The organism is Streptomyces sp. WG5 (assembly GCF_049974565.1).
In the GTDB taxonomy this organism is placed as follows: Bacteria; Actinomycetota; Actinomycetes; order Streptomycetales; family Streptomycetaceae; genus Streptomyces.
Genome location: NZ_JBNGGC010000039.1, coordinates 20,296 through 46,567, shown reverse-complemented (window position 1 = coordinate 46,567; position 26,272 = coordinate 20,296). Strand labels below are relative to the sequence as shown.

The following is a 26,272-nucleotide window of genomic DNA, read 5'->3' as shown; positions in this document are numbered from 1 at the left end:
GTCAGGGTACGGCGTACCCCTCCCGTGCCTGGTCGACGGCCCGTACGAGGCCCCCGGCGTCGTCGGCGTGGCAGCGCACGACACGGACCTCGCGCCGCCGGCCGAAGAAGGTGACGTAGGGCACGGGCTCGGCGAGTTCGACGGTGACGGAGGTCTGCGCACCCACGGCGAGACCGAGCTCACCCTCCGTCCGCTCGTGCGTGGTCCGCAGCTCGCGCCGCACGGAGGCGATCCGTTCCAGCGGTATCCGCACGTCGGCGTGCCCGGCCTGGCGCACGCGCAGCGTGCCGGCGTCCGGGTCCAGGACGTGCGGGCGGACCACGGACGCGGCGTGCAGCCCGACGACGAAGACGATGGTGTACACGTCCAGGACCAGCACCACGAGGTGCACGGTGGGCCAGTCGCGCAGCAGCACGGACATCATCACCGTCTCGACCACGCACACGAACGCCAGCCCGAGCGTCATCGCGCCCTGCCCCCGGGTGTACCCGAAGACGGCCCCGCCGGCCGACGCCCCGTCGGTCCGCCGGGCCGCCCACAGCCACAGACTCGCCAGCATCCGCAGCTCGTGCCGGACGATCAGGGACAGGATCCTCATGGCCGCCGCCCCCTCGACGCGATCTCCATGGCCTGCCGGATCGCCTCCGCCTGGCCCGGCGCGAAGTCGGCGTACAGGGCACCCAGAAAACCGTGGCCGGAGTCCAGTGCGACGTCCTCCTCGGGCAGCAGCTCCGCGGGCAGGCAGTCGGCGAGCACCTGGGCCGCCTCCGCCACGCGCGGGTCGTCGACGCCGGCGTCCGCCAGCTCGTCGAGCAGCGCGTAGGCATGGTGGGCCCGCGCCACCGCCTCCGGTGAACCCAGGGCACCGCGCAGCGCGGTCAGCAGCCCCTCCCGGTCCTCCGGCGCCACGGTGCTCTCCAGCAGCGCCAGCATCTCGCGGTCCCGTACGGCCATGGGGGAACCGGAAACGTCCCCCATACCGGCGAAGAGCTCGGCCAGCTCCGCCGAGACCGGCCCCTCGGGCGGCAACCCGCCCTCCGTCCCCAGCAGCGCCCGCAACCGCGCCCGGCGGTCCCGGATCGCCGCCTCCTGCCGCGCCAGATCCGCGTCCAGCTCCTCGAGCACCTCGGTCAGATCCTTCCCGGCCTCGTCCGCCAGCACGTCCCGCACCTCCGCCAGCCCGAGCCCCAGCTCGGTCAGCCGGCGGATCCGGGCGAGCACGACGACGTGCCGCAGGGTGTACGTCCGATATCCGTTGGCCAGCCGCTCCGGCTCGGGCAGCAGGCCCTGGTGGTGGTAGTGCCGCACGGTCCGCGTGGTGACGCCGACGGTGTCGGCGAGTTCTCCGATTCGCATGACTCCAGTGAAGACGTTGCCGTTGCGGCAGGGTCAAGCGTGGCGGGTCCGGCTTCCGGCTCTGCACGGCGATCGCCTTCGCCGCCATCCCGGAGCTGATCAAGGAGGCCGGTCCGATCCGCGCGCCGGTCATCACGTAGGCCAACCCGGCGATCGCGGTCGCGGCGGCGCGCTCTTCCCGGGCGAGTCCCCGGCACCCGGCGTCATCGCCGCCTTCGCCCTGATCCTCACGGGCTCGGTCCTGGGCGACGGCGGCCGCGGGCCCGAGCCCGCGCGCACGCCCGGTACCATGGTCGATACGGCAGACGAGCCGGGCGGGCGGCCGCGTGGAGTCCCTCACGGGACTTCCCGAGGAACGTCCGGGCTCCACAGGGCAGGGTGATGGCTAACGGCCACCCGGGGTGACCCGCGGGACAGTGCCACAGAAAGCAGACCGCCCGGCGCTTCGGCGCCGGGTAAGGGTGAAACGGTGGTGTAAGAGACCACCAGTGCCCAGGGTGACCTGGGCAGCTAGGTAAACCCCACCCGGAGCAAGGTCAAAAGGAGACACCCCGGTGTCTCTGCGCGGACGTTCGAGGGCTGCCCGCCCGAGTCCGCGGGTAGACCGCACGAGGCCGGTGGCAACGCCGGTCCTAGATGGATGGCCGTCGCCGGCGGGCCCGCGAGGACCCGCCGGAACAGAACCCGGCGTACAGCCCGACTCGTCTGCCGCCACCTGCGGCTTCGCCTCGGAAAGGCCCTGGTCCGCGACAGAGCGGCTGGATCAGGCCGCCGGAGAAGCCGCCAACAGGTCCGCGGGGACACCGCCCTTGTCAGGGGCGTAGAAGTTCTTGATCTCGGCTTCCCAGACGTCCACCCGGACCCGGTCGTCCTCATCGGGTTCGAAGGCGTCGAAGAGTGCGTGGATGTTCGGCAGGTCGAAACCGACCCCCCTCAGCATGCCGATGAACACCGGCCGGGTGACAGTACCGCTGCCGTCCAGGTCACCGAGGCGCGCGAAGCCGGCCGCGAATTCGTCGATCGCTCCGCCGAAGCGCTCCGGCGACAAGACGCACGCCTGGAACTCGTCGTAGGTGATCCGGCCGTCTCGATCGGTGTCGAGTTCACCGGCCAGCGTGTTCCAGTAGCGCGTGAAACCGGCACGCATGGCCTGCTTCCGCGCCTCGTCGGCTTCGGGGACGGCAGCGGCGACCCGGTTGCTCATCAGAGCGAAGTCGTCGGATTCCAGAACTCCGTTCCCGTCGGCGTCGAACAGGGTGAAGACGAGTTGTACCCGGTTGATCGCTTCGTTCCGCATGGCTCTTGCCTTTCGTCGGACCAGGAGACGGGACGGCCGTGCGCGCCGGCCGCGCCGTACGGTGCGCGACGGCCCGACGAGGTACCGGTGGGCCGCCGGCGGGTGCGGCGAGCACCCGCGCGGGGCGGGGGAGCCCGTGTCCCGTCGGCCGGTCGTGTGGCCGTCGCGCTGCCACTATGCGGGCTGCGGAATCCGGTGCCCCGGGGAAGGCGGGCTGTTCAACGGAAAGAATGAAAATGGTGCCGCTCCGGCATGAAACACGCACCGGTCCCGCCGCCGCTCAGCCGTCCTCGCCTTCCACGTCTCCCGTCGGCGGGTGTCTCCTCGTCGGCGGTGCGGCCCATCGAGGAGGTGATCCTTCACACCGGGCCGGCCGACGGCGAGATCCTGGTCGAGATCGCGGGCTGCGGGATGTGCCGGACCGATCTCGCGTCCGGCGTTCCGCGGGCCGCTCACCGCTGCCGGCGGTGCTCGGCCACGAAGGCGCCGGGGTCGTGGTGGAGACGGGCGGCCCGCACACCGGCCTGAGCACGGGCGACCACGTGGTACTGAGCTTCGACTCCTGCGGCCACTGCCACCACTGCATGGCCGCTGCCCCCGCCCACTGCGACTCCTTCGCCGCACTCAACCTCTTCGGCGGGCGCGCGGAGAACGCCGCGCGGTTCACCGACGTGGCCGGGGACGAGCTGGCCCCCCGGTGGTTCGGCCAGTCCTCGTTCGCCGAGTACGCGGTGGTCCCGGCCCGTAACGCCGTGAGGGTCGATCCCTCGCTCTCCGTCGAACTGCTCGGACCGCTCGGCTGCGGGTTCCTCACCGGCGCCGGAGCGGTCTTCAACTCCTTCGGCGCCGGGCCCGGCGACACCCTCGCGGTCTTCGGCGCAGGAGCGGTGGGCCTGGCCGCGGTGATGGCGGCCACCGCTTCCGGAGTGGTGACCGTGGCCGTCGACCGGCACCCTCGACGACTGGCCCTCGCCGAACGATTCGGCGCGTCCCCGCTGCACTCCGCGTCATCCGACCTGCCCGGCCGCATCCGGCGACTGACCGACGGCGGCGCGCACTACGCGCTGGACACCACTGCCTCCGCCCGGTTGATCAATGACGCGCTCCGGGCTCTGCGCCCGACCGGCCACCTCGGTCTGGTGGCACGGCTCCACACCACGCTGCCACTCGAACCGGGGTCGCTGGACCGGGGCAGGAGGATCTCCCACATCTGCGAAGGCGACGCGGTGCCGGGACTGCTGGTCCCGCGGCTGACCGGGCTGTGGCAGGCAGGGCGTTTTCCCTTCGACGAGCTGATCCGCAGGTATCCGCTCGCCGACATCAACGAGGCCGAACGCGACTGCGAAGCGGGCCGCGTGGTCAAACCCGTCCTGATCCCGGAGGGGCGGAAGCGACGAGCGCGGCCTTGAAGGCCGCGGTCCCCACTCAGCGATGGAGGAAGCATGGCCGAACCCACGCATCTCGACCCCGACGAGGGGAACGTGGAAGGAGGTGTGGGCGTGACCGCTCTCATGGTCGCCGCGGCACGGGCGATCGAGACCCACCGCCACGACTCCCTGGCGCGGGACGTCTACGCGGAGCACTTCGTGCTCGCCGCACCGGCGTCCGCCCACTGGCCGGTCCGCATACAACAGGCCCCGGACGGGGACGCGAACCCGCTGTGGGGCCGGTTCGCGCGCTACTTCGGGCTGCGGACGAGGGTCCTCGACGACTTCCTCCTCCGGTCGGTGCGCACGGGAGGTGCCCGCCAAGTCGTCCTGCTCGGAGCAGGGTTGGATGCGCGGGCGTTCCGGCTCGACTGGCCTCCCGGTTGCGTGGTCTTCGAGATCGACAGGGAAGGAGTGCTGGCGTTCAAGCACAAGGTGCTCGACGGGCTGTCGGCCACCCCGAAGGCAGCGCGCGTACCCCTCCCGATCGATCTGCGCGCCGACTGGACCGGGGCGCTCGCCGACGCCGGATTCGACACGGACGCACCGAGCGTCTGGCTGGCCGAGGGGCTGCTGTTCTACCTGCCGGCTGCCACCGAGACGTACCTCATCGACAGGGTGGACCGGCTGAGCACGGAGCGGAGCGCTCTGGCGTTCGAGGTCAAGCTCGAAAAGGACCTGATGGAATACCGCGACAGCCCGCTCTACACCTCGACGACCCACCAGGTCGGCATCGACCTGCTCAATCTGTTCGACAGAGAGCCGCGCCCCGACTCCGCCGGTGATCTGGCGAGCAGAGGCTGGTCCACATCGGTCCGCACCCCCTTCGACTTCACCCGCCTTCACGGACGCGGTCCGCTGCCCGAGCAGAACGACGCCCTGGCGGGCAACCGGTGGGTCTTCGCGAACAAGCCACGACCGTGACGCCGCAGGCGGGAGGCCGGGCCGCGGCCCGGCCTCCCGCCTGCGGCGAGGGGCGAATGTCCACGGACGAGCGGTGATCTGGCCACGACGCCGGGACTTCCGCAACCAGCCTCCCTCCCGAGCCTGAGCACGGTCAGGCCGTCCGTTGACCACCAGACGGCGAAGGCAGCTCCGGCCCGCCGGAACGGGCGGCGCGATCCGGCGACAACGCGGTACTGGCTCGGCCGGCGAATCCCGGCCGATCCGGCGCCGATCGCGTCGATGACCGGCTTCAGCTCGGCCGGGTCCACGCCGTTGCGGAGCAGTTGCCCCTCGGGCAGGACGCGTAGATGCCGACCATGCTGCGCGCCGCCTCCTTGGCCGCCGCAGAGTCGGGACCGGTCGCGACGACCACCCAGGCCCCGATGTCCAGGGATCGCCAGTCCTCGCCGACGCGCTTTGCGCCCGCCCGGACATGGTGCACGGCGTAGTCGTAGGCCTCGCGGGTGTAGCCCGGGGCGTGGGGGCAGCCGTCGGACAACTCCCCAGCGGCCTCGAAGAGCAGTCACCAGGGCTCGAGCTCCCGTGTGCCGGGGATCTGGGTGGGCGGCATTGCTTCACGAGCACGTGAGTTGAGGGCTGTCAGCAGGCCTGTCATCCGGTCGAGGCAGAAGGCGTACGCCTTGGCCTTGTCGGCGAAGTCCGCCGCCGGGCGGGTGAGACCGGCGCCCGTGATGACGATCAGTCGCTTGGGAAGGACTTCGCCGGCCGCCGCGGCCAGGCCGTTCAGCCGCTGCATCTCGGTGGCCGACAGGTCCTTGCGGGCACTGCGCCACTCGATGTGGAACGCATCGGACTCGATCGGGACGTCGGCCTCGCCTTCCAAGAGGTCAGAGAAACCGAGCGTGGTGAGTTGCCGAAGGACCGCTTCCGTGATCTCCCGTGGAGTGAGAGGGCCTTCGCGGCGTTCCGGCACGCTCTGCTCTTCCGCCTCGTCCAGCAGGTCGGTGAAGTCCTCCACCCATGCGGGGACGCTGCTCTGAACGGGCAGGTCCGCGAAGAGGCTCTCCTGCAAGGCGGACCTGGGCTCCCGGGAGGGCGGTGTGCCGAGCCGCGGAGGTACCCAGGGTGGCTCCGTTTCCCACGCGTCCGGCCCTTTGCACAGCAACTCGGCGATCTCCTCCACGGACACGTCCGCGCGGGGCACACCCGGCGTGGGGGACGATCCGCTTCGGACGTACCAGTCCAGGACGACACGGCCCCAACCGCCCCACCTCGGTTCGTACACGTCCACCAGCCAGCCGAGGGTGTGCTTGAGCGATACCCGTACGACGGCGTCGCAGAAGGCGGCCTCCAAGAACGCCTCACCGCGGCCGCCTACGATGTCGAGCTTCGGCGTGTGACGTGGCCCGTAGGCGAAGTACCCGTTCCCGGCGGCCACTCGCCGCACCCGCACACCCCGCGAGTCCAAGAGGTCGGCCAGTGCGGTCATCTCGGACGGCTCGCTCTCGTGCCAGCGCCAGGGAGAAGAGACCGGCTCCCCATTGAGCTGGGCCGTGGCGTGGGCGTGCACGGCGTCCACCAGTACGTCGTCGGGCGTGTCCAGCGGCCAGAGGGACGGTTCGCTGTCCAGGACCGGGTCCAGCACCGCCCAGACGATGGTGTGGTCCAGGCGCAAGTGCGCCAGCGCGACCGACCGAGCGCCGGACAGCGCGACCTTCAGGAGCATACGTCCCTGCGAGTCGTCGAAGCGGACCCGCTCGGCCAGTTCGGGGTGGCGTTCGCACAGGGCCTGTTCCAGGCTCTGGAAGTGCAGGTGTCTGCCGAAGGCAGCGACCATGTCGCCGGGAGGGAAGGGCAAAGGACTCATTCCTGTCGAGGCGGGCCGCACGCTGGACGGTCGGCGCTGTCATGACGCGTCGCCTTAGCGTATGCCGACCCGTCAACGACGTGTGAGGGAACAGTCGCCCACCACGGAGCCCAGGTGACCGCCGAGCGTTCTTGTGATCCATTCAGGGGCAACGACGACTGGGGGCACGAGCACCCTGGAGGACATGTGGGAACGGGACCAAGGGCTCGCCTCACGACAGCACGAGATCCGGCGGGAGCGGACCCGGATCGCCGGCGACCACCTGCGCACCGTGACCGCGAGAGCGGTGGACTCCTTCGGGACTCCGGCCGGCACCGCCGTGCTGCTCGCGGAGGCCCGCCGCGCGTACGCGTTGTGGACGTCCTGCGTGCGGTGACTCACTGCGCCCCGTCGAGGATCCGCCAGACCGTGCGATAGGCCGAGCCCCTGTGACCGAGGGCCGTCCGCCAGCCCGATTCGGGCAGGGCGGCCAGCCGGGCGCGCGCCCCCGCGGGGCCGCCCGTGCGGCCTTCGCCGTCGGCGGTCGCCGTGGCCATGCGGGCCGCCGCCGCCCGCGGCATCCCGGCCAGCCGCATGGCGACGGCGTCCTCGGTGCGGACGCCGTAGTAGGCGTACGACGGGATGTTGCGCAGTTCGCGTGTGGTCTCGGTCGGCAGCGTGGCGAAGTCCCGGCCCAGGGTCAGGGACTGGAGCGCCGACAATCCCCAGGAGACCGTGGGCGCCAGTTCGCCGAACAGTCGCTGGCAGCACTTGGTGATCGCTTTGAGCTCGTCCCTCGTGCCGGCCTTCGTGAAGTGGTCGGCGGCGAGCTGCCGCATCGACGCGCCACCCACCCAGTCCTGCATGACACGGGCGACGAAGTCACCGCTACGTCCCTCGTGTTCGGTGGTCACCTCGACCAGGTTGTTCCTGAGTTCGGGAACCTCCAGCATCACGCCGATCAGCTGGGCCAGCGGCCGGCGGTCTCCCTGGAACAGCGGTTGTTCCCACACCTCGCGGTCGATGCGCGCCTCGCTCAGCCGGCCCAGCGTGGCCGACACGCTCTCCCACGAGAAACCCGTACTGTCGACCAGCGCCAGCGGCTGCCCGGACAGCCGTGCCGCGTACGTCCGCACGCTGCGCGTCAGCTGCGCGGCCCAGCCACGGTCCGTGCGCCGCAGGTCCTGGAAGCCCAGGGTGCCGCGCAGAATCTGCTCGGCCTCCTCCGCGAACTCCTCCGCGTCCCCGATCTGCCGGTAGGTGTGGGCCAGGTACTGCACGAACGCCGACCATTGCGGGAGGTGAGCGAGGACGTGCAGGTCCAGGTGACCGTAATTGTTCATGGCCGTCCGCACCATGTCGACGAGGGTGGAGTTCAGCTCCGTCACCTGGCGGTCGACGAACGCCCGCAGTTTCCCGGCCCGCACCTCGTCCGTCGCCGCCAGCGCGATCAACCCCACCTGGCCCTGCTCGACCCGGCCGGCGCGGCCGGCCAGGTTCCAGAAGTCCGGGGCGGGAATGTCCTCACCGTACGGAAACTGGTGGGAGGCCAGGACGACGTTTGCCACGGGGAAGTTGACGCCTTGCGCGATTGTCGTGGTGGAGACCAGGTGGGTCAGGTCGCCCACCTCCATCAGGTACTCGGTGAGCGTGCGGATGTCGTCGGGCAGGCCGCGATGGTGGATTCCGACGCCCTTCGCCAGCAGCCCCACCAGGGGGAAGTCCGCGCCGAACTCCTCCGCGACCACGTCCTGGACCGCCCGCAGGTCCTCGCCGCCGCCGGCCGGCTCCTCCCGGCCTCCGGCGAGCGACTTGGCCAGCGACCAGGCGTGATCCGGCCGCTGGGCGAGAGTGATGGTCTGCCCCCGCTCCGCCAGCACCGTCGCCGTCGCGGCTGCCAACTTGCCCGGGCTGCTTGCCTGCGACCAGGTGAGTCCGAGCGGCCGGTGGCCGTCCAGCGGAAGAGTGTCCGGCACGCTGAGCGTTCTCCGGCTGGTGACCAGGGTTTCCAGGGCGACCCGGAAACCGCCGGCGCCTGGAGCGCGTTCCCGTAAGGCGAGCGCGAGGATGCGGTCGTTCGGCGCCCAGTCCACGGACAGCCCCACCGACTGCCGGCTGCCGCTGTCCAGCCACTCGGCGATGACGTCCCCGTTGTCGATGAACGGCGTCAGCAGCAGAAAACCGGCGTCCAGGGCCTCCCGGTTGACGGTCGCCAGCAACAGTTCGAGCTTGATCCCCCGGCTGCCCGCGCCCAGGTGGTGCGCCTCGTCCGCCACCACCAGACACAGCGGACGCCCGATCTTCTCCTGCCAGCCCGACCGCAGCAGCAGATCCAGCTTCTCCGGCGTCGACACCAGCACCCGGAACCGCCCCTCGCCGCGGTCCGTGAGCATGTCCTCTTCCAGACCGTCGAACTCCAGGGCGGGACTGACCCGTTCCACTCCGATACCGAGTCCCTCGAAGTCCCGGCGCAGCCGCCGCGTCATCTGGTTCACCAGCGCCCGGTTCGGGGCGACGTACGCGACCCAGCCCTGCTGCTTGTCGTAGGCATTGAGGGCCTGGAGGATGCGGAACTGGGCGATCAGGGTCTTGCCCGCGCTCGTCGGGAGACTGACCACCACACTCCGGTGCGCCGCCCGGATCAGCCCCTGCTCCGCGAGGGCCACCCGCTGCGGCGGCAACACCTCGAAGATCGGGCGCGGCCGGCCCCGGTCGACCAGCGAGGCCACGAAGGCGTTGACCTCCGGGCTGACCGCGCGCGCCACCGTCCACAGGCTGTTGTCGATGATCTGGTCGGCGGTCGCGGTCAGCAGCCGTACGAGCAGTTCCAGCTCCGGGTCGGCTGTGGCCACGGCCGCCTCCAGCGCGCGGTCGCAGTGCGACTGCACCTGCTCCCGCACCCCGTAGTGACGGCTCGGCCGCCGCCCCCGCAGCAGTGCACCCGTCGCCAGGTACTCGGCCAGCAGTTCCGCCGTCTTGAGCAGGTGATAGTGCGCGGCCAGTGACCAGGCGGCGGGGCGCGCGTCTTCACCCGCCGCCGAGAGGTACGGCTCCTCCAGCCCCTCCTGTTCCCGCCGCAGCCGCAGCACCAGCTGATCCAGCGCGTCCAGGTCCTCCCACCCGCGTTTGCGCAGCAACAACAGCCACGCGTCGGTGGTGCCGCGCCGCACCCGGGACTCCCAGTCGTCGCCCATGGCCGGTACGGAGGGCAACTCGACGTCCGCGAGCAGCCGGGCCGCGAGAGGGGTCTCATCCGCGATCCAGCCCAGGCACGCCGTACGCAGCAGTTCCAGCCGAGTCTCTGGTGCATACCCGTCACCGTCGGGCAGCCGGGCCCTCGCCAGCGCGAACATCTGTCCGCACAGCCGCCGAGTCGACTCCGCCTTCGGATCATCGGCGATCGCGTCCCACGCGAGCAAGTCCAGTGCGTCCACCGCGAAACCGACCGCCTCGCGACCCTCCTCGGGCCCCTGGGGGACCTCCCCCTCCACGGCGCGCAGCGCGGACCCGATGAGCACACGGTGCGCCCGCTCACCGGCCTCCGCCACCAACCCGGGGTCGATGGCGCCCTCCAGCCAGCCGAGATCAGCCACGACCTTGCACCCCCGCGTGCGCGGGCCAGGCCGACATGGCGACCGGTACGTACCAGGCCGTCAGCAGCGCGTGCATCGGCTCCACGACCGTCTTGGCCAGGTCGGCGGCGAGGCCGCTCAGATCCGTGGGTACGGGAGGGGTGTCACGTACCAGTCCGCCGAAGAGGTGGATGTCCTTGCCCTGGGACGTGATGAGCCGACGGGCTGCCGTGCGGTACGCGGCGATGTGTTCCGGTGTCTGGCAGCGGGAACGCAGCCATTTGATGAGCGTGAGGTGATCGTCCTTCTCGGCGAGCCGCTTGAGCTGCTCGATCATCCCTTTGTCCCCGGTCATCACCCTGGGCGGTGACTGTAGCTCGGCCGACGACTTCACCTCGCCGAACAGCAGCGTCGCCGAACCGTCGACGACACACAGCCCGACCAGGTCAGCGCCCGGCAGACTCGCGTTACGGGTACGTCGGTCCCGGCTCTGGTGCCAGAGCCAGACCGCTCCGTGCCAATGCTCGAACAGCACCTCAGCCAGGGCCTCGCCGAGCTGCCAGGGCCTCGGTTCCGGTTCGGCCTCCAGGAGGTCGCGGATGTACTCGGACTCCATGTCGGTCGTGGCCAGGGACCGCAACTCGGTGATGACCTCGTGTGTCGCCGCCAGGTCGCCGGCCCGCTCGGCCCACGGCTCCGTCACCGCCCGCATAACATCGGCCGTCAGCTCGACGCCGACCCAGGTCACCCCTCCGTCGACGCCGCCGTACATCCCGACCCCGCGAGGTATGCGTGGCACGGAACCGTCCGACGTGCTGTCTTCCCCCACCCTTACGTCCCTCCCCCTCAGTGTGATCGGAATTCTTTCCACCTCCCCGGGGAGTTGTCCACGCCGCGTGTCCGTCTGTGGACGGACTGTCTCGCAATCGCCGTCAGGAGCGCGGGAGACATGCCCACACCGTCTTCCCGGCGGGCTGATAGGGATCACACCCCCCCCAGCGGGTGGACAGGGCTTCGACGAGGGGCAGGCCGCGGCCGGCGCCGCGTGCGTCGGTGACCTCGCTACGGAGCGTGTCGGGGTCGGGGCCCGTGGTCGGCTCGCTTCGTGCCCCGGTGGGGGCAGTCGTGTCCGAGGTGGTGGCGGAGGCGTCGGACGACGACGGGGAGTTGGGCGGGCCGGGCTACGAGGCGGAAGCGGCCGCACTCCTTTCCAGCCGTCCGGGACGTAGCAACCGATCACCAGCGCGGCGTGACTGCTCGAAGGTCAGCGGACACCCCCGAACCGACCCCGTGGGTTGTAGGCAGTGGCGATAGTCAGGGGCGGCGACGTGGACTCGTCGAAACTTTCGAAGCTCCGACCCTTGGCTTTCTTCCCCTGCGGTGGCGGTTCTCCTCTTGTGAGTCTGACCGGCTGAGCTACGCCTGCCTGAACAGCGAGTCTATCGACATTTCTTGAGTCTCCCCGGAGACGAAGCTTTCGAAATGTCTACCGAAACTGTTGACGCTTGACGAGTGCAGGCCAACACTGGCGCCGTTGGCCACCCTCACGAGAGGAAGCACCCCCCATGAACGTGCTCGTCCAACCCGGGCGCCGCAGAAGCGGCCCCGTCACGCTGCTCGTCAGAAGTGCCTGGGCCTTCGCGCTGGCCGCCCTGGCCGCGCTGATGCTGCCGGGCACCGCCCACGCCGGCACGGTCGTCACGACCAACCAGGAGGGCACCAACAACGGCTACTACTACTCGTTCTGGACCGACAGCCAGGGCACCGTCTCCATGGACATGGGCTCCGGCGGCCAGTACAGCACCTCGTGGCGGAACACCGGCAACTTCGTCGCGGGCAAGGGCTGGAGCAACGGCGGACGCAGGACCGTGCAGTACTCCGGCACCTTCAACCCGTCCGGCAACGCGTACCTGACCCTCTACGGGTGGACGTCGAACCCGCTCGTCGAGTACTACATCGTCGACAACTGGGGCACCTACCGGCCCACGGGCGAGTACAAGGGCACCGTGACCAGCGACGGCGGCACCTACGACATCTACAAGACCACCCGCCACAACGCGCCCTCCGTCGAAGGCACCCGCACCTTCGACCAGTACTGGAGCGTGCGGCAGGCCAAGCGCACCGGTGGCACCATCACCACCGGCAACCACTTCGACGCGTGGGCGCGGGCCGGAATGCCGCTGGGCAACTTCAGCTACTACATGATCATGGCCACCGAGGGCTACCAGAGCAGCGGCAGCTCCAACATCACGGTCGGCGGCACCGGCTCCGGTGGTGGCTGCACCGCCACGTTGTCGGCGGGGCAGCGGTGGGGGGACCGGTACAACCTCAACGTCTCGGTCAGTGGGGCGAGTGACTGGACCGTGACGATGAACGTGCCGTCCCCGGCGAAGGTGCTGTCCACCTGGAACGTCAACGCGAGTTATCCCAGTGCGCAGACGCTGACCGCCAAGTCGAACGGCGGCGGCAACAACTGGGGTGCCACCATCCAGGCCAACGGCAACTGGACCTGGCCCTCGGTCTCCTGCAGCACGGGCTGACCGCACCTGACACGAGGAGAGGAGGACCCACTCGTATGCGCACCAGACCACGCCCGTCACTGCGTTCCCTCGTCACCGGGGTGGCCGTCGCCGCGCTGGCCGCCGCGGGCACCGTCGCCGCCGACGCCGCGCCCGCGCAGGCCGCCGCCTGCAACGGCTACGTCGGGCTCACCTTCGACGACGGCCCCTCCGGCACCACCCAGGCCCTGCTCAACGCGCTCCGGCAGAACGGGCTGCGGGCCACCATGTTCAACCAGGGCCAGTACGCGGCCCAGAACCCGTCGCTGGTCCGGGCCCAGGTCGACGCCGGCATGTGGGTCGCCAACCACAGTTACACCCACCCGCACATGACCCAGCTGAGCCAGTCCCAGATGGACTCGGAGATCTCCCGGACCCAGCAGGCCATCGCGAGCGCGGGCGGTGGCACGCCGAAGCTGTTCCGCCCTCCGTACGGTGAGACCAACGCCACGCTGCGGGCGGTCGAGGCCAAGTACGGGCTGACCGAGGTGATCTGGGACGTCGACTCGCAGGACTGGAACAACGCCAGTACCGACGCGATCGTGCAGGCCGCTTCCCGGCTGGGCAACGGCCAGGTCATGCTCATGCATGACTGGTCCGCCAACACGCTCGCGGCCATTCCGCGCATCGCGCGGACCCTGGAGAGCAAGGGCCTGTGCTCCGGCATGATCTCGCCGCAGACCGGCCGCGCGGTCGCCCCCGACGGCGGCAGCGGGGGCGGTGGTGGTGGCGGTGGCGGCGGTGGTGGTGGCTGCACCGCCACGTTGTCGGCGGGGCAGCGGTGGGGGGACCGGTACAACCTCAACGTCTCGGTCAGTGGGGCGAGTGACTGGACCGTGACGATGAACGTGCCGTCCCCGGCGAAGGTGCTGTCCACCTGGAACGTCAACGCGAGTTATCCCAGTGCGCAGACGCTGACCGCCAAGTCGAACGGCGGCGGCAACAACTGGGGTGCCACCATCCAGGCCAACGGCAACTGGGCCTGGCCCACGGTCTCCTGCAGCACGGGCTGAACCGGGCACGTGGTGGGGCACGGCGGTTCCGGCCGCCGTGCCGCACGAGCGTCCGCCGGCACCGAAAGGACGTGCGCGCCCCCGAGGCACTGGGATAGGTTCGTGCCTGTTCGAAGGGGGACCGACATGGCGAAGCTGAACCAGATCATCGCTGTCGAAAAGGGCGTCAAGAGCAGATCGCTCCAGGACATCACCGCGGCGCACCAGAAGGTGCAGAAGCCGGCGCTGCTCGCCGGGATCTCGCGCACGTACCAGCCGAAGGACGAGGAGGGCGAGCAGCTGCCGCCCGAGTCCACACGGGTGCAGGTGCGGGCCGAGGACGTGCTGCGCGAGATGTCCGCGTCGCTGACGCGGCTCTTCGACGTGACGGCGACGAAGGACTGGGCGAACTGCGCGGCCCGCGCGGACGTCACGGTCGACGGGCGGACGGTCGTCGCGGACGTCCCGGTCAGCTACCTGCTCTTCCTGGAGAAGCAGCTCACCGACCTGCACACCTTCGTCAAGAAGCTCCCCACGCTCGACGCCGCCGAGTCCTGGTCCCAGGACCCGTCCACGGACTGGTGGAAGACGGACCCGGTCCGCACGATCCGGACGAAGAAGGTCCCGCGCAACCACGTCAAGGCCGAGGCGACGGACAAGCACCCGGCGCAGGTCGAGGTGTACTACGAGGACGTGCCCATCGGGTACTGGACGACCGTGAAGTTCTCCGGAGCGCTTCCGGCGCGGCGGGTGAACGAGCTGCTGGAGCGGGTCGAGAAGCTCCAGCAGGCCGTGAAGTTCGCCCGCGAGGAGGCCAACGGCGCCGAGGTCACCGACCAGCGGGTCGGCGACGCGGTGTTCGGCTACCTGTTCGGCTGAAGCACAGGCCGCCCGGACACGGGTGGCCTCCACGAACGCCCCCGCGTGCGAGCGCGGGGGTGCGCGACAGGCGCGGGCCGGATTGAGGACCGGTTCGCGCGATGAGCGCAAGCTGAAACTGAAGTTCAGCCTGAAGAGGCGCGGGCGACAACCGTCCGGGCCGTCAATCTCAGACTCTCGCTCCAGCTTCAGTATTGCCACCGATCGCCGGATCGACCGGGGACGGACGAACGCCGTCGAGTGCGAGTTCGACTCTCGCCTGCACCTCTCACCTGGTGCGGTAGTTCAAAGGCAGAACACGACGGCATGATGACTGATCCGTCCTCTTAAACCCCGCCGGCGTGCGCAATTGGGTGGCATCCCCAGGGGCCCGGGAGCTGGATACGACTCCCGGGCTCCGCCACGTTCAGGCGGCCGGCGTCCCCGGTGCCCCCAGGGACCGCTCCGCCACCCGCGCCAGATGCCGCCCGAACACCTCCCGCGCCTGAGGCGTCAGCGTCCGCAGGGCCACCAGCGCCGTGATCACGACATCGCACAGCTCCGCCTCGACGTCCTCCCACGTGTGGGTGACGCCCTTGCGCGGGTTCTGGCCGGTCGCGCCGATCACCGCCTCGGCGACCTCGCCGACCTCCTCGGACAGCTTCAGCATGCGCAGCAGGAGGCCCTCCCCGCCGCCGACGGGCTGGTCCGTCTCCAGCCACCGCCACAGGTCGTCGATGGTGTCCCAGAGGCCGGCGGGCGGGCTGCCGTGATCGTCGTCGCTCATGCGCGGCAGCCTGCCACGGGTGGCGCGGCGAGCGGTATGTGACCGCCACGTCAGTCGAACAGGGGTTCCTGCTGCTCCTCCGCCGCCTTCCGCACCCGCTTGTTGCGCGCCCCCACGACCACCGTCGTGGCCGCGGCCGTCGCCGCGAACGCCACCGGGACCATCCAGTTCCGGTTGACGGTGTGGCCGAGGGCGTGGTCCAGGGAGAGGCGGCCCGGGCCCGTGACCGCGAGGCCGACGGCCGTCAGACCGAGCGACGCCGCGTACTCGTAGCCGCCGGCCTGGGCGAAGAAGCCGCTCGGGACGTGCACCGCCGCGGCGCCCGCCATCGCTCCGGCCGCCGCCGCACCCGCGGCCGGGGTGGCCAGTCCCAGTGCCAGCAGCGCTCCGCCACCGGCCTCGGCGAGGCCCGCCGCGGTGGCGCTGGCCCGGCCCGGCGCGTAGCCCATGGCCTCCATGGCCTGGCCGGTGCCCTCGATCCCGCCGCCGCCGAACCAGCCGAGGAGCTTCTGCGCGCCGTGCGCGGCCAGGACGCCACCGGTACCCAGTCGGAGCAGCAGCAGCCCCAGATCACGCCGGTCAAAACAGTTCACGTCGACTCCCTCGCAGACGGCGGCGGCTCGTCTCCCCACCGTCGCCCGCCCGCGCCGCGCGGGCCCGCCGCGGACGCCGTTCGGGTGGTGGGCCCACGCGGCGGGCCGGTCACCCGGTCCGGCGACGGGCCGGGGCGGGTCGGGCCGGGTGGCCGGTCGGGTCGGGGGTCGGGCCGGGGGTCGGACCGGGTGGCCGGTCGGGTGGCGAGGGCCCGGAGGCGGTGTGACGCTGGCCGGCATGACCATTCAGACCACGCGACTCAGTGACCCGGCCGTCCGCGCCTTCGTCGCCGCAGTCAACGCCCACGACCGCGAGGCCTTCCTCGCGCTGCTCGCGCCGGACGCCACCATGGCCGACGACGGGGACGACCGGGACCTCGCCCAGTGGATCGACCAGGAGATCTTCTCCTCCCACGGCCACATGGAGGTCGACAACGAGTCGAACGGCGGTCGCGCCCTCATCGCCCGCTACAGCAACGACACCTGGGGCGAGATGCGTACGCGGTGGAGCTTCACCGTGGGTGAGGACGGGCGGATCGCGCGGTTCGAGACCGGGCAGGCGTAAGCGGCACAGGGCCGGCGGACCGGTCCCGCCTCACCGCGGGCGGCCGTACGCCCGCACAGGGAGCCCCGGCCCGGCTGTGGGCCGCAGCCCGCGCGCCGTGCCGACAGCCGGGGTCCGTTCCGCCGCGCAGGCCCAGGAGGCCGTCAGGCAGGCCGAGGAGACTGCCGCACAGGCCGGGGAGAACGCCGCACAGGCCGGGGAGAACGCGGGCGCGCCGGCGAAGGGGCCGCTCGGTGGGGAGCAGAGGGCGGAGGCCGACCGGATCCCGGGGCGCTGACCCGGGCGGTGATCTGTGCGGCAGCCGTTCCGCCCACCGGTGCGTACCCCGCGGTTCCCCGCGGGATCCACCCCCATCCGGTGTGGCGGAACGGCTGCCGCCTCCCCCCTCGGAATGGTCCGCGGAGTTACCGAAGCCCAACGCTCCACGTGTGAAGCTCTCGTGAAGGAGAGTTGAGCATATGTTCGCCACCGGCCGCAATACAGCGGATCCGGAAATTCCGATTGTGTGAATCGGGGCGGGACGGGCCGGGAGGGGCCGGGAGGGGCCGGGACGGGCCGGGGCGGGACCGGGCAGGGCCGGGGGGGCCTCAGCCCCGCCCCACGTACGGCATCGCCGTCGCCATGACCGTCGCGAACTGCACGTTCGCCTCCAGCGGCAGCTCCGCCATGTGCCGCACCGTGCGCGCCACGTCGGCGACGTCCATCACGGGCTCGGGTGCCGTCTCCCCGTTGGCCTGGAGCGCGCCGGTCTGCATCCCGGCCGTCATGTCGGTCGCCGCGTTGCCGATGTCGATCTGGCCGACCGCGATGCCGTAGGGCCGGCCGTCCAGCGACAGTGACTTGGTCAGGCCCGTCAGCGCGTGCTTCGTCGCCGTGTACGCCACCGAGTGCGGGCGCGGCGTGTGGGCCGAGATCGAGCCGTTGTTGATGATCCGGCCGCCCCGCGGGTCCTGCTCCTTCATCTGCCGGTACGCCGCCTGCGCGCACAGGAAGGCGCCGTTGAGGTTGGTGTCCACGACGTGCCGCCACGCCTCGTAGGGCAGTTCCTCGACCGGCACGCCGCCCGGACCGAACGTCCCGGCGTTGTTGAACAGCAGGTCCAGCCGCCCGAAGCGGTCGCGTACGGCGGCGAACAGGGCCGCCACGTCGTCGGGTTGTGACACGTCGGCGCGTACGGTGAGCGCCGTGCTGCCCGCGGGTGCCAGGGCGGCCGTCTCCTCCAGGGCCCCGGGGCGCCGCCCGGCCAGGGTCACCGACCAGCCGGCTGCCAGCAGTTCGAGGGCGACCGCCCGGCCGATGCCGGAACCGGCGCCCGTGACGACGGCGACGCGCTGCGCCCGTTCCGCGCCGGCCTGTTCCCTGCCGACCTGTTCCCTGCGGGCCTGTTCTTCTCCGGCCTGTCCCTTGCCGGTCCGTTCCCTGCCGTTCGGTTCCTCGTCAGTGGTTCTCACGGTGTTCATGAGTCGGCAGCGTACGGGTCGACGATCATGCGGAACTCATCCTTTCGCCATGAACTCGCCATGTCCGCGCCAAGGATGTGCCGTTCCCGGCCCGTCGAATGCCCCTTGCAACCACCGCAAGGGGAGGAACGGATGACACCCGCGCACCACCAGGCCCAGCCCTCGCACGCGCCCGAACTCCGCGCCGCCGCCCGGCACCTGGGCCGCCGCCGCTTCCTGACCGTCACCGGCGCCGCCGCCGCGCTCGCCTTCTCCGTGAACCTGCCGGCCGCCGGCACCGCGAGCGCCGCCGAACTCGACGCGGCACGGCTCACCGACGACCCCTTCACGCTCGGCGTCGCCTCCGGTGATCCGCAGCCCGACTCCGTCCTGCTGTGGACGCGCCTGGCCCCCGTCCCGTACCAGGCCGACAGCGGACTGCCCGCCGAACGCGTCACCGTCGACTGGGAGCTGGCCCTCGACGAACGGTTCCGCCGCGTCGTCAGACGGGGCAGGGCCACCGCCCACCCCGAGTTCCACCACGCCGTCCACGTCGAGGTCGGCCACCTCGCCCCCGGCCACGTCTACTACTACCGCTTCCGCGCCGGCCGCTGGGTCAGCCCGGCCGGCCGCACCCGCACCGCGCCCGCCGGGCGCAGCCGGGTCTCCGGCCTCACCTTCGGCCTGGTCTCCTGCCAGCGCTACGACCAGGGCCACTACACCGCCTACCGGCACCTCGCCCAGGAGGACGTGGACGTCGTCCTCCACCTCGGCGACTACCTCTACGAGTACGCCGTCAACGACGTCGGCGGCTCCCGCGCCTACCCGGCCGGCACCCTGCCCGCCCACTTCAACCACGAGACGGTGACCCTGGAGGACTACCGCCTGCGGTACGCCCTCTACAAGTCCGACCCCGACCTGCGGGCCGCGCACGCCGCGCACCCGTTCGTCGTCACCTGGGACGACCACGAGACCGAGAACAACTACGCAGGCGGGACACCCGAGAACAGCGTCCCGCCGGAGGAGTTCCTCATCCGGCGGGCCGCCGCCTACCGCGCCTACTGGGAGAACATGCCGCTGCGCCGCCCGCAGCTGCCCGACGGCGCCGACCTGAGGCTCTACCGCCGCCTGCACTGGGGCCGGCTGGCCCAGTTCGACGTGCTCGACACCCGCCAGTACCGCTCCAACCAGGCCTACGGCGACGGCTGGCAGTTCCCGGGACCGGAGTCCGAGGACCCCTCGCGCACGATGACCGGCGACGCGCAGGAACGCTGGCTGATCAACGGCTGGCACCGGTCGGACGCCCTGTGGAACGTGGTCCCCCAGCAGGTCACCTTCTCGCAGCGGTTCAACTCCACCGCCTCACCGTCCAAGGTCTCCATGGACTCCTGGGACGGCTACCCGGCCTCCCGCGAACGGGTGCTGGCCGGCGCGCAGGCCGCCGGTGTCGAGAACCTGATGGTCCTCACCGGCGACGTGCACGTGCACTACGGCTTCGACATCAAGCGCGACTTCGACGACCCCGGCTCCCGGACCCTGGGCACCGAGATCGTCACCACCTCCGTCACGAGCGGCCGCGACGGCTCGGAGAAGCCGTCCAACTGGGACACGCTCATGGCCGCCAACCCGCACCTGAAGTTCTTCGACGGGCGGCGCGGCTACGCGACCGTCTCGCTCGACCGCCGACTGGCGCGCGTCGACTTCAAGACGGTGTCCCACGTGACCACCGAGGGCGCGCCGCTCACGACCGCCGCGTCGTTCGTGACGGAGGTGGGGGAGCAGGGGCTCAAGCCGGCGTGACGACCGGCGCGCCCGTTTCTCCCGGGTAGCGGACGCCGACGCGGTCCCGGATCGCGTCGAGCGTCCGCATCACGGCCAGGGTGCCGTCGAGCGGGACCAGCGGGGACTCGGTCTCACCGGCGCGCAGGGCGCGCATCACCTCCCGCGCCTCGTGGTGGAGGCCGTCCCGGGACCCGTCGGCCGGGTCGGCCCGGAACTCCTCCGGCTCCTGGCCGTCCCGGTGCAGCACGAAGCGCTCCGGGAAGAAGAAGCCGTCCGGGACGTCGATACGGCCCCGGGAGCCCGTGACCGAGGCGGAGTTGGGCGTACCGCCGGTGATGGAGCAGTGCACCGAGGCGAGAGCGCCGCTCCCGTAGGAGAGCAGTGCGCCCGTCTGGAGGTCGACGCCCTCCTCCGAGAGCACCGCCCGCGCCGCGATGTCCGACGGCTCACCGAGCAGCAGCTGGGCGAACGACACCGGGTACACGCCCAGGTCGAGCAACGCGCCGCCGCCCTGCGCCGGGTCCCGCAGGCGGTGCGCCGGAGGGAAGGGCCCCGCCAGCCCGAAGTCCGCCTGCAGGCTGCGGACCTCGCCGATCGCGCCGTCGTCGACCAGCGTCTTCAGCCGCCGCACCATCGGGTTGCAGTACATCCACATCGCTTCCATCAGGAAGCTGCCGCCCCGACGGGCGAGTGCGACCAGTTCCTCCGCCTCGCGCACGTTCAGCGTGAACGGCTTCTCGCACAGCACGTTCCGCCCCGCCTCCAGGCACAGGCCGGCGGCCGCCCGGTGCGCCGAGTGCGGGGTCGCGACGTACACCACGTCGACGTCCTCGTCCCGCGCCAGCGTCTCCCAGTCGCCGTACGCCCGGGGTATCCCGAACCGCTCCGCGAACGCCTTCGCCGACGCCTCGGTCCGCGAGGCCACCGCCACGACCTCCGCGTCCGGCAGATCGACCAGATCCGCCGTGAACCTCGCCGACATACCGCCGGTCGCCAGAATTCCCCAGCGCACCTTCTGTCCGGTCTCCACTGACACCCTGCCCCACCCTCGTTCAGGTTCGTTCAAGTCTGTTCGTTCAAGTCCGTACGAGCTGAGAGCATAGGTGCCGGATCTGTCGAAGAGGGAGGGGCACATGCCCGAGCGCGGGCCGTCCATACCGCACGAGTCACCGGACACGACCACCGCACCGGACACCACACCGAAAACCACCCTGGCCACGCAGGCCACGAAAACCACACAGGCCACGGACATCACCAAGACCACGCAGGCGACGCAGACCACGCAGACCGCACAGAGTGCGCAGACCGCACAGGCGGCCGGTCCGGAGACGGGACCGGCCGCCCGCACGCTGCGTGCCACCCGCCGCACCGGGCTGCTCGTCACACTCATCCTCGGCAGCCTGACCGCGACGCCGCCGCTGGCGATGGACATGTACCTCCCCGCGCTCCCGGAGGTCACCCGGACCCTGGGCGCACCCGCCGCCACCGTCCAGCTCACGCTCACCGCCTGCCTGGCCGGCATGGCCCTCGGCCAGCTCGTGGTCGGACCGATGAGCGACAAGTGGGGCCGCCGCCGCCCGCTCCTGGCCGGCCTCGCCGTCTACGTCGTCGCCACCGCCCTGTGCGCGATCGCGCACTCCGTGGAACTCCTCATCGCCTTCCGGCTGGTGCAGGGACTCGCGGGCGCCGCCGCGATCGTCATCTCCCGGGCCGTCGTCCGTGACCTGTACGACGGCATGGCCATGGCCCGCTTCTTCTCCACCCTCATGCTGATCTCCGGTGTCGCCCCGGTCGTCGCGCCCCTCATCGGCGGGCAGATCCTGCGCGTGACGGACTGGCGGGGCGTGTTCGTCGTGCTCACCGTGGTCGGAGCGGTGCTGGGCGGGATCGTCTGGGCCAAGCTCCCCGAGACCCTGCCGGCCGCCGAACGGCACGCCGGCGGCGTCGGCGACACCCTCCACGCGATGCGCGGTCTGCTCGCCGACCGCGCCTTCACCGGGTACATGCTCGCGGGCGGCTTCGCCTTCGCCTCGCTGTTCGCCTACGTCTCGGCGTCCCCGTTCGTCATCCAGGAGATCTACGGCGCCTCCCCGCAGACGTTCAGCCTGCTGTTCGGCATCAACTCGATCGGCCTGGTCGTCGTCGGCCAGATCAACGGCAAGATCCTGGTCGGACGGGCCCGCCTGGACCGCGTGCTGGGTCTCGGCCTCCTGATCGTCATCGCCGCCGCGACCGCCCTGCTCCTGATGTCCCTGGGCGTCTTCGGCGAGGTCGGCCTGGTGCCGGTCGCCGCCGCGCTGTTCGTGCTGATGTCCGCGATGGGCATCAGCCTGCCCAACACCCAGGCCCTCGCCCTGTTGCGGGTCAGGAAGAACGCCGGTTCCGCCTCCGCGCTGCTCGGCACGTCCTCCTTCCTCATCGGTGCCATCGCCTCCCCGCTCGTCGGGATCGCGGGGGAGGACACCGCCCTGCCCATGGCCGTCGTCCAGCTGGTGGCGGCGCTGGTGGCGTTCGGGTTCCTGGTCGGGATGTGCCGTCCTGCCGCCGGACAGGCAGGAGGACAGGCGGCAGGACAGGTGGCAGGACAGGTGGCCGGGCGTACGGCAGGACGGACGACGGCCGGGCGTGCGCCCGGGGAGGGAGAAGAGAGCTGAGCGCTCCGAGACTGCGCAGCGACACGCCGGAACGGGCCGGACTCGACCCCGAGCAGCTCCGCCGTGTCGTCGAGGAGGTGCACGGCCTCACCGCCGGCGAGCGTCCCTGGGCGGCGGGCGCCGTCGTGGCCGTCGGCCGCGGACCCGTGCTCGCCGTCGAGGAGGCGGCGGGCTGGGCCGTGCGCTACGCGTCCTACGACCCGCGCACCGACACGGGCGTGGAACTGCCCGCCCGCTCCCGCGTGCCGACGGCCGTCCGTACGCCCTTCGACCTGGCGTCCCTCACCAAGGTGTTCACGGCGGTCGCCGCCGTGCAGCAGATCGAACGGGGCACCCTCGGCATCGACGCGGAGGTCGGCGCCTACCTGCCGGACTTCCGTGCGGCCGCCGCACACCGCGTCACCGTGCGGCAGCTGCTCACCCACACCTCCGGGCTGCGGCCCGAACTGCCGCTGTACGACTGCGCCGACGACGAGGAACGGCTGCGGCGACTGCGCGCGGAGCCGCCGGTGGGGGTGCCCGGCACGTACTGCTACTCGGACCTGAACATGCTCCTCCTCCAGCAGGTCCTGGAACGCGTCACCGGCCGCGGCCTCGACGTCCTCGTCCACGACGGGATCACCCGGCCCCTGGGCATGACGGCGACCCACTTCGGGCCGTGCCCCGGCGCGGCGGCGACGGAGGACCAGCGGCGGCCGTGGGCCAAGGCGGACCGCGGGATGCTGCGCGGCGTCGTCCACGACGAGAACGCGTGGGCACTCGGTGGGGTGGCCGGCCACGCGGGGCTGTTCTCGACCGGCCGGGACCTCGCGGTCTTCTGCCGCACGCTGCTCGCGGGCGGCTCGTACGGGCCGGCGCGCATCCTCGGCCCCGACTTCGTGGAACTGCTCCTGACCGAGCCGGGGCTCGGGTTCGCCCTGGACCAGCCGTGGTTCATGGGCGAGCTGGCGGGGCACGGCGCGGCCGGACACACCGGCTTCACGGGCACGATGCTGGTCCTCGACCGGGCGACGGACACGTTCGCGATCCTCCTCGCCAACACGGTCCATCCCCGTCGCCGCGCCCCCGACAACCGGCCCCGGGCGGCGCTGGGGACGCGGGTGGCCCGCGCGGTGCGGGCGGTGCGGGAGACCTGAGCGGGGCGCCCGCGGCGGCCCGCGCGAGCCGGGTTCGGTGGGGGAGGACCGCCCGTACCCCCGCGCACCGCCGGCCCGACCGTCCCACTCGGCCCGCCCCGTAGAATCACCGGGTGAACGACCCCGCCACCCCCGCCGACGCCCTGCGTGCCGCCCTCGCCGACCTGGTCGACGGGCTGCCGCCCCGGCAGGCCGCCCAGGCCGTGGAGCGGCTGATCGCCAACTACCGCGGGGCCACCCCGACCGACGCCCCGATCCTGCGGGACCGCGCCGACGTCGTCGCCTACGCCGCGTACCGCATGCCGGCGACCTTCGCGGCCGTGCGGTCGGCGCTGGCGGCGTTCGCGGACACGGTGCCCGGGTGGGTGCCCGGGAGCCACGTCGACATCGGCGGCGGGACCGGCGCGGCGACCTGGGCGGTCAGCGACACGTGGGAGGGCGTTCGCCCGGTGACCGTGCTCGACTGGGCCGAGCCCGCGCTCGCCCTCGGCCGGGAGATCGCCGCCGCCCGCCCCGCCCTGCGCGACGTCCGCTGGCAGCGCTCACGGATCTCAGCGGCGCTCACCGTCGAGAGCACCGATCTGGTCACCGTCTCCTACGTCCTCAACGAGCTGACCGGGCCCGACCGCGACGCGCTCGTCGACGCCGCCGCCTCCGCCGCGCAGGCCGTCGTGATCGTCGAGGCCGGCACCCCCGACGGCTACGCCCGCGTCATCGAGGCCCGCGACCGGCTGATCGCCGCCGGGTTCCAGGTCGCCGCCCCCTGTCCCCACAGCGCCGCCTGCCCCATCGTGCCCGGCACGGACTGGTGCCACTTCGCGGCCCGGGTCAGCCGTTCCTCCCTGCACCGTCAGGTCAAGGGCGGCTCGCTCGCCTACGAGGACGAGAAGTTCAGCTACGTCGCCGCCACCCGGTTCCCGGCCGGCCCCGCCGCCTCCCGGGTGGTCCGGCGTCCGCAGATCCGCAAGGGGCAGGTCCTGCTCGACCTGTGCGAGACGTCGCCGTCCGGCCCGCACGAGCAGCTCGGCCGCCGGACGGTCACCAAGCGCCACGGCGACCTGTACAAGGCCGCCCGCGACGCGGACTGGGGCGATCCCTGGCCGCCGTCGAAGGCGTAGAGGGCACGGCGTGCGGCCGGACATGACGGCCTGCCCCGGAGCCAGTAGGGTCGTCGGCCGAAGGGCGGGGGAGGGGCGCACGGCGACACCGCGGAACGGCGCGGCCGGCGAGCCTCCCTCCAGGACGACGGCCGGGGCGGTGCGGACGAGGGCGGCGGTTCGCCCCCGACCGGTGTCCGGCACCGCCTCGCGGCCCACGACGGCACCCCGCGCCGGGCCGGCCCGCCCGGCGGACCGACGACCCTGGAAGTGGACCTCCCCGTGGAACGTGAAGACCGTGGCACGACCGGCGGCGCGGACCGCCCCCTGCGGATCGTGATCGCCGAGGACGACCCCTTGCTGCGCGAGGGACTCGCCCTGCTGCTGCGCGCGGAGGGCCTGGACGTGGTCGCCACCGCGGACACCGCCGAGTCGGTGCTCGCCGCCATCGACGAGCACGAGCCCGACGTGGCCGTCCTGGACGTACGCATGCCGCCCACGCACACCGACGAGGGCGTCCGCGCGGCCGTCGAGGCCCGGCGCCGCCGCCCCGCGCCGGCCGTCCTGGTGCTGTCCGCGTACGTCGAGCAGTCCTTCGCCACCGACCTGCTCACCGGCGGGGTAGGCGGCCTCGGTTACCTGCTCAAGGAGCGTGTCGGGCGGGTCGAGGAATTCATGCGCGCGCTGCGCAGGGTCGCGGCCGGGGGCACCGCCATCGACCCGGAGGTCGTCGCCCAGTTGTTCACCCGGACCCGCCAGGACACCCGCCTGGAGCGTCTCAGCCCGCGCGAGCGGGAGGTGCTCGCTCTGATGGCCGAGGGCCTGGGCAACAGCGCCATCGCCGGACGGCTCGTCGTCACCGACGGCGCGGTCCACAAGCACATCCGCAGCATCTTCGCCAAGCTCGACCTGTCCCCGGCCGACCAGGTCGACCGGCGCGTGGCGGCCGTCCTGCACTACCTGGAGAACGCGCGGACGCAGCCCCACTGACCGGCGGGGTGCGTCCTGCCGCACCCCGGGCCGGCCCGGTGGCGGCCTCCCGGGCGACGCCTCCCCGGCGGCGCCGGCCGGCCGACGCCGTCCGGAAGGCCCTCCGCCTTCCCTTGCTCACGACGTCCCGTCGCTCGCGGCGGCCTCCTCCCGGTCCTTGCCCTGCCGCTCCTGGAGCCTGCGCAGCAGTTCGCGTTTCCGGGCCCGCGGGTCCGGTCCGCCGCCGATCCGGCCGGTCCGGTCGCCGCCGCGCAGGGCGTCGCGGGTGAGGTTGCGGCGCGTGCCGCCGACGCCCAGCATGTTTCCGGCTCCACCTCGGGACATGGGATCTCCCCTCTCGGTACGGACATGAATACGAGACGTATCGTCTCGATCGGTTCCGCGGTCCACTGTCCGGCGAGACGCACCGTCTTGTCA

The 26,272-nt window shown here is 71.9% G+C and carries 23 protein-coding genes, 1 other RNA gene and 2 pseudogenes; 14 read left to right on the top strand and 12 right to left on the bottom strand.

Annotated features, from left to right (window positions below):
* Window position 1 precedes the first annotated feature (1 nt).
* Entirely contained in the window at window positions 2-598 is a 597-nt protein-coding gene (locus ACP4IX_RS31030) for a hypothetical protein (RefSeq protein ID WP_426557846.1), read from the bottom strand.
* Window positions 595-1,356 (bottom strand): MerR family transcriptional regulator, encoded by a 762-nt coding sequence (locus ACP4IX_RS31025; RefSeq protein WP_426522526.1) that lies wholly within the window; start codon window positions 1,354-1,356, stop codon window positions 595-597. Before ACP4IX_RS31025 ends, ACP4IX_RS31030 begins: the two co-directional genes overlap by 4 nt.
* Window positions 1,357-1,662: 306 nt before the next feature.
* On the opposite strand from ACP4IX_RS31025, the gene rnpB reads away from it, so the two are divergent.
* Window positions 1,663-2,064, top strand: an RNA gene (gene rnpB, locus ACP4IX_RS31020) — RNase P RNA component class A.
* Between the two features lie 55 nt (window positions 2,065-2,119).
* Here the strand turns inward: rnpB and ACP4IX_RS31015 are convergent.
* A complete protein-coding gene (locus ACP4IX_RS31015) occupies window positions 2,120-2,653 on the bottom strand; it encodes an EF-hand domain-containing protein (protein ID WP_426557845.1) in 534 nt (177 codons plus the stop codon).
* A 333-nt stretch (window positions 2,654-2,986) separates the two neighbouring features.
* Here ACP4IX_RS31015 and ACP4IX_RS31010 point away from each other — a divergent pair.
* A pseudogene (locus tag ACP4IX_RS31010) lies at window positions 2,987-4,062 on the top strand (NAD(P)-dependent alcohol dehydrogenase).
* 33 nt (window positions 4,063-4,095) lie between these two features.
* A complete protein-coding gene (locus tag ACP4IX_RS31005) occupies window positions 4,096-5,004 on the top strand; it encodes a class I SAM-dependent methyltransferase (protein WP_426557843.1) in 909 nt (302 codons plus the stop codon).
* A gap of 242 nt (window positions 5,005-5,246) precedes the next feature.
* Here the strand turns inward: ACP4IX_RS31005 and ACP4IX_RS31000 are convergent.
* Both ACP4IX_RS31000 and ACP4IX_RS30995 read right to left on the bottom strand, forming a co-directional pair.
* Window positions 5,247-5,542: pseudogene (locus tag ACP4IX_RS31000) on the bottom strand (LLM class flavin-dependent oxidoreductase); the annotation flags it as partial.
* A gap of 6 nt (window positions 5,543-5,548) precedes the next feature.
* Entirely contained in the window at window positions 5,549-6,853 is a 1,305-nt protein-coding gene (locus tag ACP4IX_RS30995; protein WP_426557842.1) for a hypothetical protein, read from the bottom strand.
* Window positions 6,854-7,037: 184 nt separating this feature from the next.
* Between ACP4IX_RS30995 and ACP4IX_RS30990 the strand changes: the two genes are divergently transcribed.
* Window positions 7,038-7,229, top strand: a complete 192-nt coding sequence (locus ACP4IX_RS30990; protein WP_426557840.1) for a hypothetical protein — start codon at window positions 7,038-7,040, stop codon at window positions 7,227-7,229.
* 1 nt (window position 7,230) lies between these two features.
* Here ACP4IX_RS30990 and ACP4IX_RS30985 read toward each other — a convergent pair whose 3' ends face one another.
* Both ACP4IX_RS30985 and ACP4IX_RS30980 read right to left on the bottom strand, forming a co-directional pair.
* On the bottom strand, window positions 7,231-10,425 hold the full coding sequence (locus ACP4IX_RS30985) for a DEAD/DEAH box helicase (protein WP_426557838.1): 3,195 nt from the start codon (window positions 10,423-10,425) through the stop codon (window positions 7,231-7,233).
* Window positions 10,418-11,203, bottom strand: a complete 786-nt coding sequence (locus ACP4IX_RS30980) for a hypothetical protein (RefSeq protein WP_426557836.1) — start codon at window positions 11,201-11,203, stop codon at window positions 10,418-10,420. The genes ACP4IX_RS30985 and ACP4IX_RS30980 overlap by 8 nt, the downstream gene beginning before the upstream one ends.
* Window positions 11,204-11,969: 766 nt before the next feature.
* On the opposite strand from ACP4IX_RS30980, the gene ACP4IX_RS30975 reads away from it, so the two are divergent.
* The 3 genes from ACP4IX_RS30975 to ACP4IX_RS30965 all read left to right on the top strand — a co-directional run bounded on the left by ACP4IX_RS30975 (window position 11,970) and on the right by ACP4IX_RS30965 (window position 14,833).
* Window positions 11,970-12,944: a glycoside hydrolase family 11 protein gene (locus tag ACP4IX_RS30975; protein ID WP_426557834.1), complete on the top strand. Its 975-nt coding sequence runs from the start codon at window positions 11,970-11,972 to the stop codon at window positions 12,942-12,944.
* A 35-nt stretch (window positions 12,945-12,979) separates the two neighbouring features.
* A complete protein-coding gene (locus ACP4IX_RS30970; protein ID WP_426522508.1) occupies window positions 12,980-13,975 on the top strand; it encodes a polysaccharide deacetylase family protein in 996 nt (331 codons plus the stop codon).
* A 126-nt stretch (window positions 13,976-14,101) separates the two neighbouring features.
* Complete coding sequence (locus ACP4IX_RS30965) at window positions 14,102-14,833, top strand: hypothetical protein (RefSeq protein WP_426522507.1); 732 nt, start codon at window positions 14,102-14,104, stop codon at window positions 14,831-14,833.
* A gap of 406 nt (window positions 14,834-15,239) precedes the next feature.
* On the opposite strand, the gene ACP4IX_RS30960 is transcribed toward ACP4IX_RS30965, so the two are convergent.
* A complete protein-coding gene (locus tag ACP4IX_RS30960; RefSeq protein ID WP_426522506.1) occupies window positions 15,240-15,599 on the bottom strand; it encodes a MazG-like family protein in 360 nt (119 codons plus the stop codon).
* Between the two features lie 50 nt (window positions 15,600-15,649).
* On the bottom strand, window positions 15,650-16,192 hold the full coding sequence (locus tag ACP4IX_RS30955; RefSeq protein WP_426557832.1) for a DoxX family protein: 543 nt from the start codon (window positions 16,190-16,192) through the stop codon (window positions 15,650-15,652).
* Between the two features lie 238 nt (window positions 16,193-16,430).
* Between ACP4IX_RS30955 and ACP4IX_RS30950 the strand changes: the two genes are divergently transcribed.
* A complete protein-coding gene (locus tag ACP4IX_RS30950; protein ID WP_426522504.1) occupies window positions 16,431-16,757 on the top strand; it encodes a nuclear transport factor 2 family protein in 327 nt (108 codons plus the stop codon).
* Between the two features lie 97 nt (window positions 16,758-16,854).
* Complete coding sequence (locus ACP4IX_RS30945) at window positions 16,855-17,034, top strand: hypothetical protein (protein WP_426557830.1); 180 nt, start codon at window positions 16,855-16,857, stop codon at window positions 17,032-17,034.
* Window positions 17,035-17,344: 310 nt separating this feature from the next.
* Here the strand turns inward: ACP4IX_RS30945 and ACP4IX_RS30940 are convergent, their stop codons facing one another.
* Window positions 17,345-18,217 carry an SDR family oxidoreductase gene (locus ACP4IX_RS30940; RefSeq protein ID WP_426557828.1) on the bottom strand — a complete coding sequence of 291 codons (873 nt, stop codon included), beginning with the start codon at window positions 18,215-18,217 and terminating at the stop codon, window positions 17,345-17,347.
* A 132-nt stretch (window positions 18,218-18,349) separates the two neighbouring features.
* Here ACP4IX_RS30940 and ACP4IX_RS30935 point away from each other — a divergent pair, with 132 nt between their 5' ends.
* Window positions 18,350-19,996, top strand: a complete 1,647-nt coding sequence (locus ACP4IX_RS30935; RefSeq protein ID WP_426557826.1) for an alkaline phosphatase D family protein — start codon at window positions 18,350-18,352, stop codon at window positions 19,994-19,996.
* Here the strand turns inward: ACP4IX_RS30935 and ACP4IX_RS30930 are convergent.
* Entirely contained in the window at window positions 19,983-21,014 is a 1,032-nt protein-coding gene (locus tag ACP4IX_RS30930) for a Gfo/Idh/MocA family protein (RefSeq protein ID WP_426522500.1), read from the bottom strand. The genes ACP4IX_RS30935 and ACP4IX_RS30930 overlap by 14 nt on opposite strands.
* A 97-nt stretch (window positions 21,015-21,111) precedes the next feature.
* Here ACP4IX_RS30930 and ACP4IX_RS30925 point away from each other — a divergent pair, with 97 nt between their 5' ends.
* From ACP4IX_RS30925 to ACP4IX_RS30910, 4 genes are all read left to right on the top strand, one after another.
* Window positions 21,112-22,632 carry a multidrug effflux MFS transporter gene (locus tag ACP4IX_RS30925; protein ID WP_426557824.1) on the top strand — a complete coding sequence of 507 codons (1,521 nt, stop codon included), beginning with the start codon at window positions 21,112-21,114 and terminating at the stop codon, window positions 22,630-22,632.
* Window positions 22,633-22,709: 77 nt separating this feature from the next.
* A complete protein-coding gene (locus tag ACP4IX_RS30920; RefSeq protein WP_426522498.1) occupies window positions 22,710-23,768 on the top strand; it encodes a serine hydrolase domain-containing protein in 1,059 nt (352 codons plus the stop codon).
* Between the two features lie 113 nt (window positions 23,769-23,881).
* Window positions 23,882-24,886 carry a small ribosomal subunit Rsm22 family protein gene (locus ACP4IX_RS30915; protein ID WP_426522497.1) on the top strand — a complete coding sequence of 335 codons (1,005 nt, stop codon included), beginning with the start codon at window positions 23,882-23,884 and terminating at the stop codon, window positions 24,884-24,886.
* A gap of 306 nt (window positions 24,887-25,192) precedes the next feature.
* Window positions 25,193-25,855, top strand: coding sequence for a response regulator transcription factor (locus ACP4IX_RS30910; RefSeq protein WP_426522568.1), 663 nt, complete (start codon window positions 25,193-25,195; stop codon window positions 25,853-25,855).
* 117 nt (window positions 25,856-25,972) lie between these two features.
* Here the strand turns inward: ACP4IX_RS30910 and ACP4IX_RS30905 are convergent, their stop codons facing one another.
* On the bottom strand, window positions 25,973-26,179 hold the full coding sequence (locus ACP4IX_RS30905) for a DUF6243 family protein (RefSeq protein ID WP_426557822.1): 207 nt from the start codon (window positions 26,177-26,179) through the stop codon (window positions 25,973-25,975).
* Window positions 26,180-26,272: the final 93 nt, after the last annotated feature.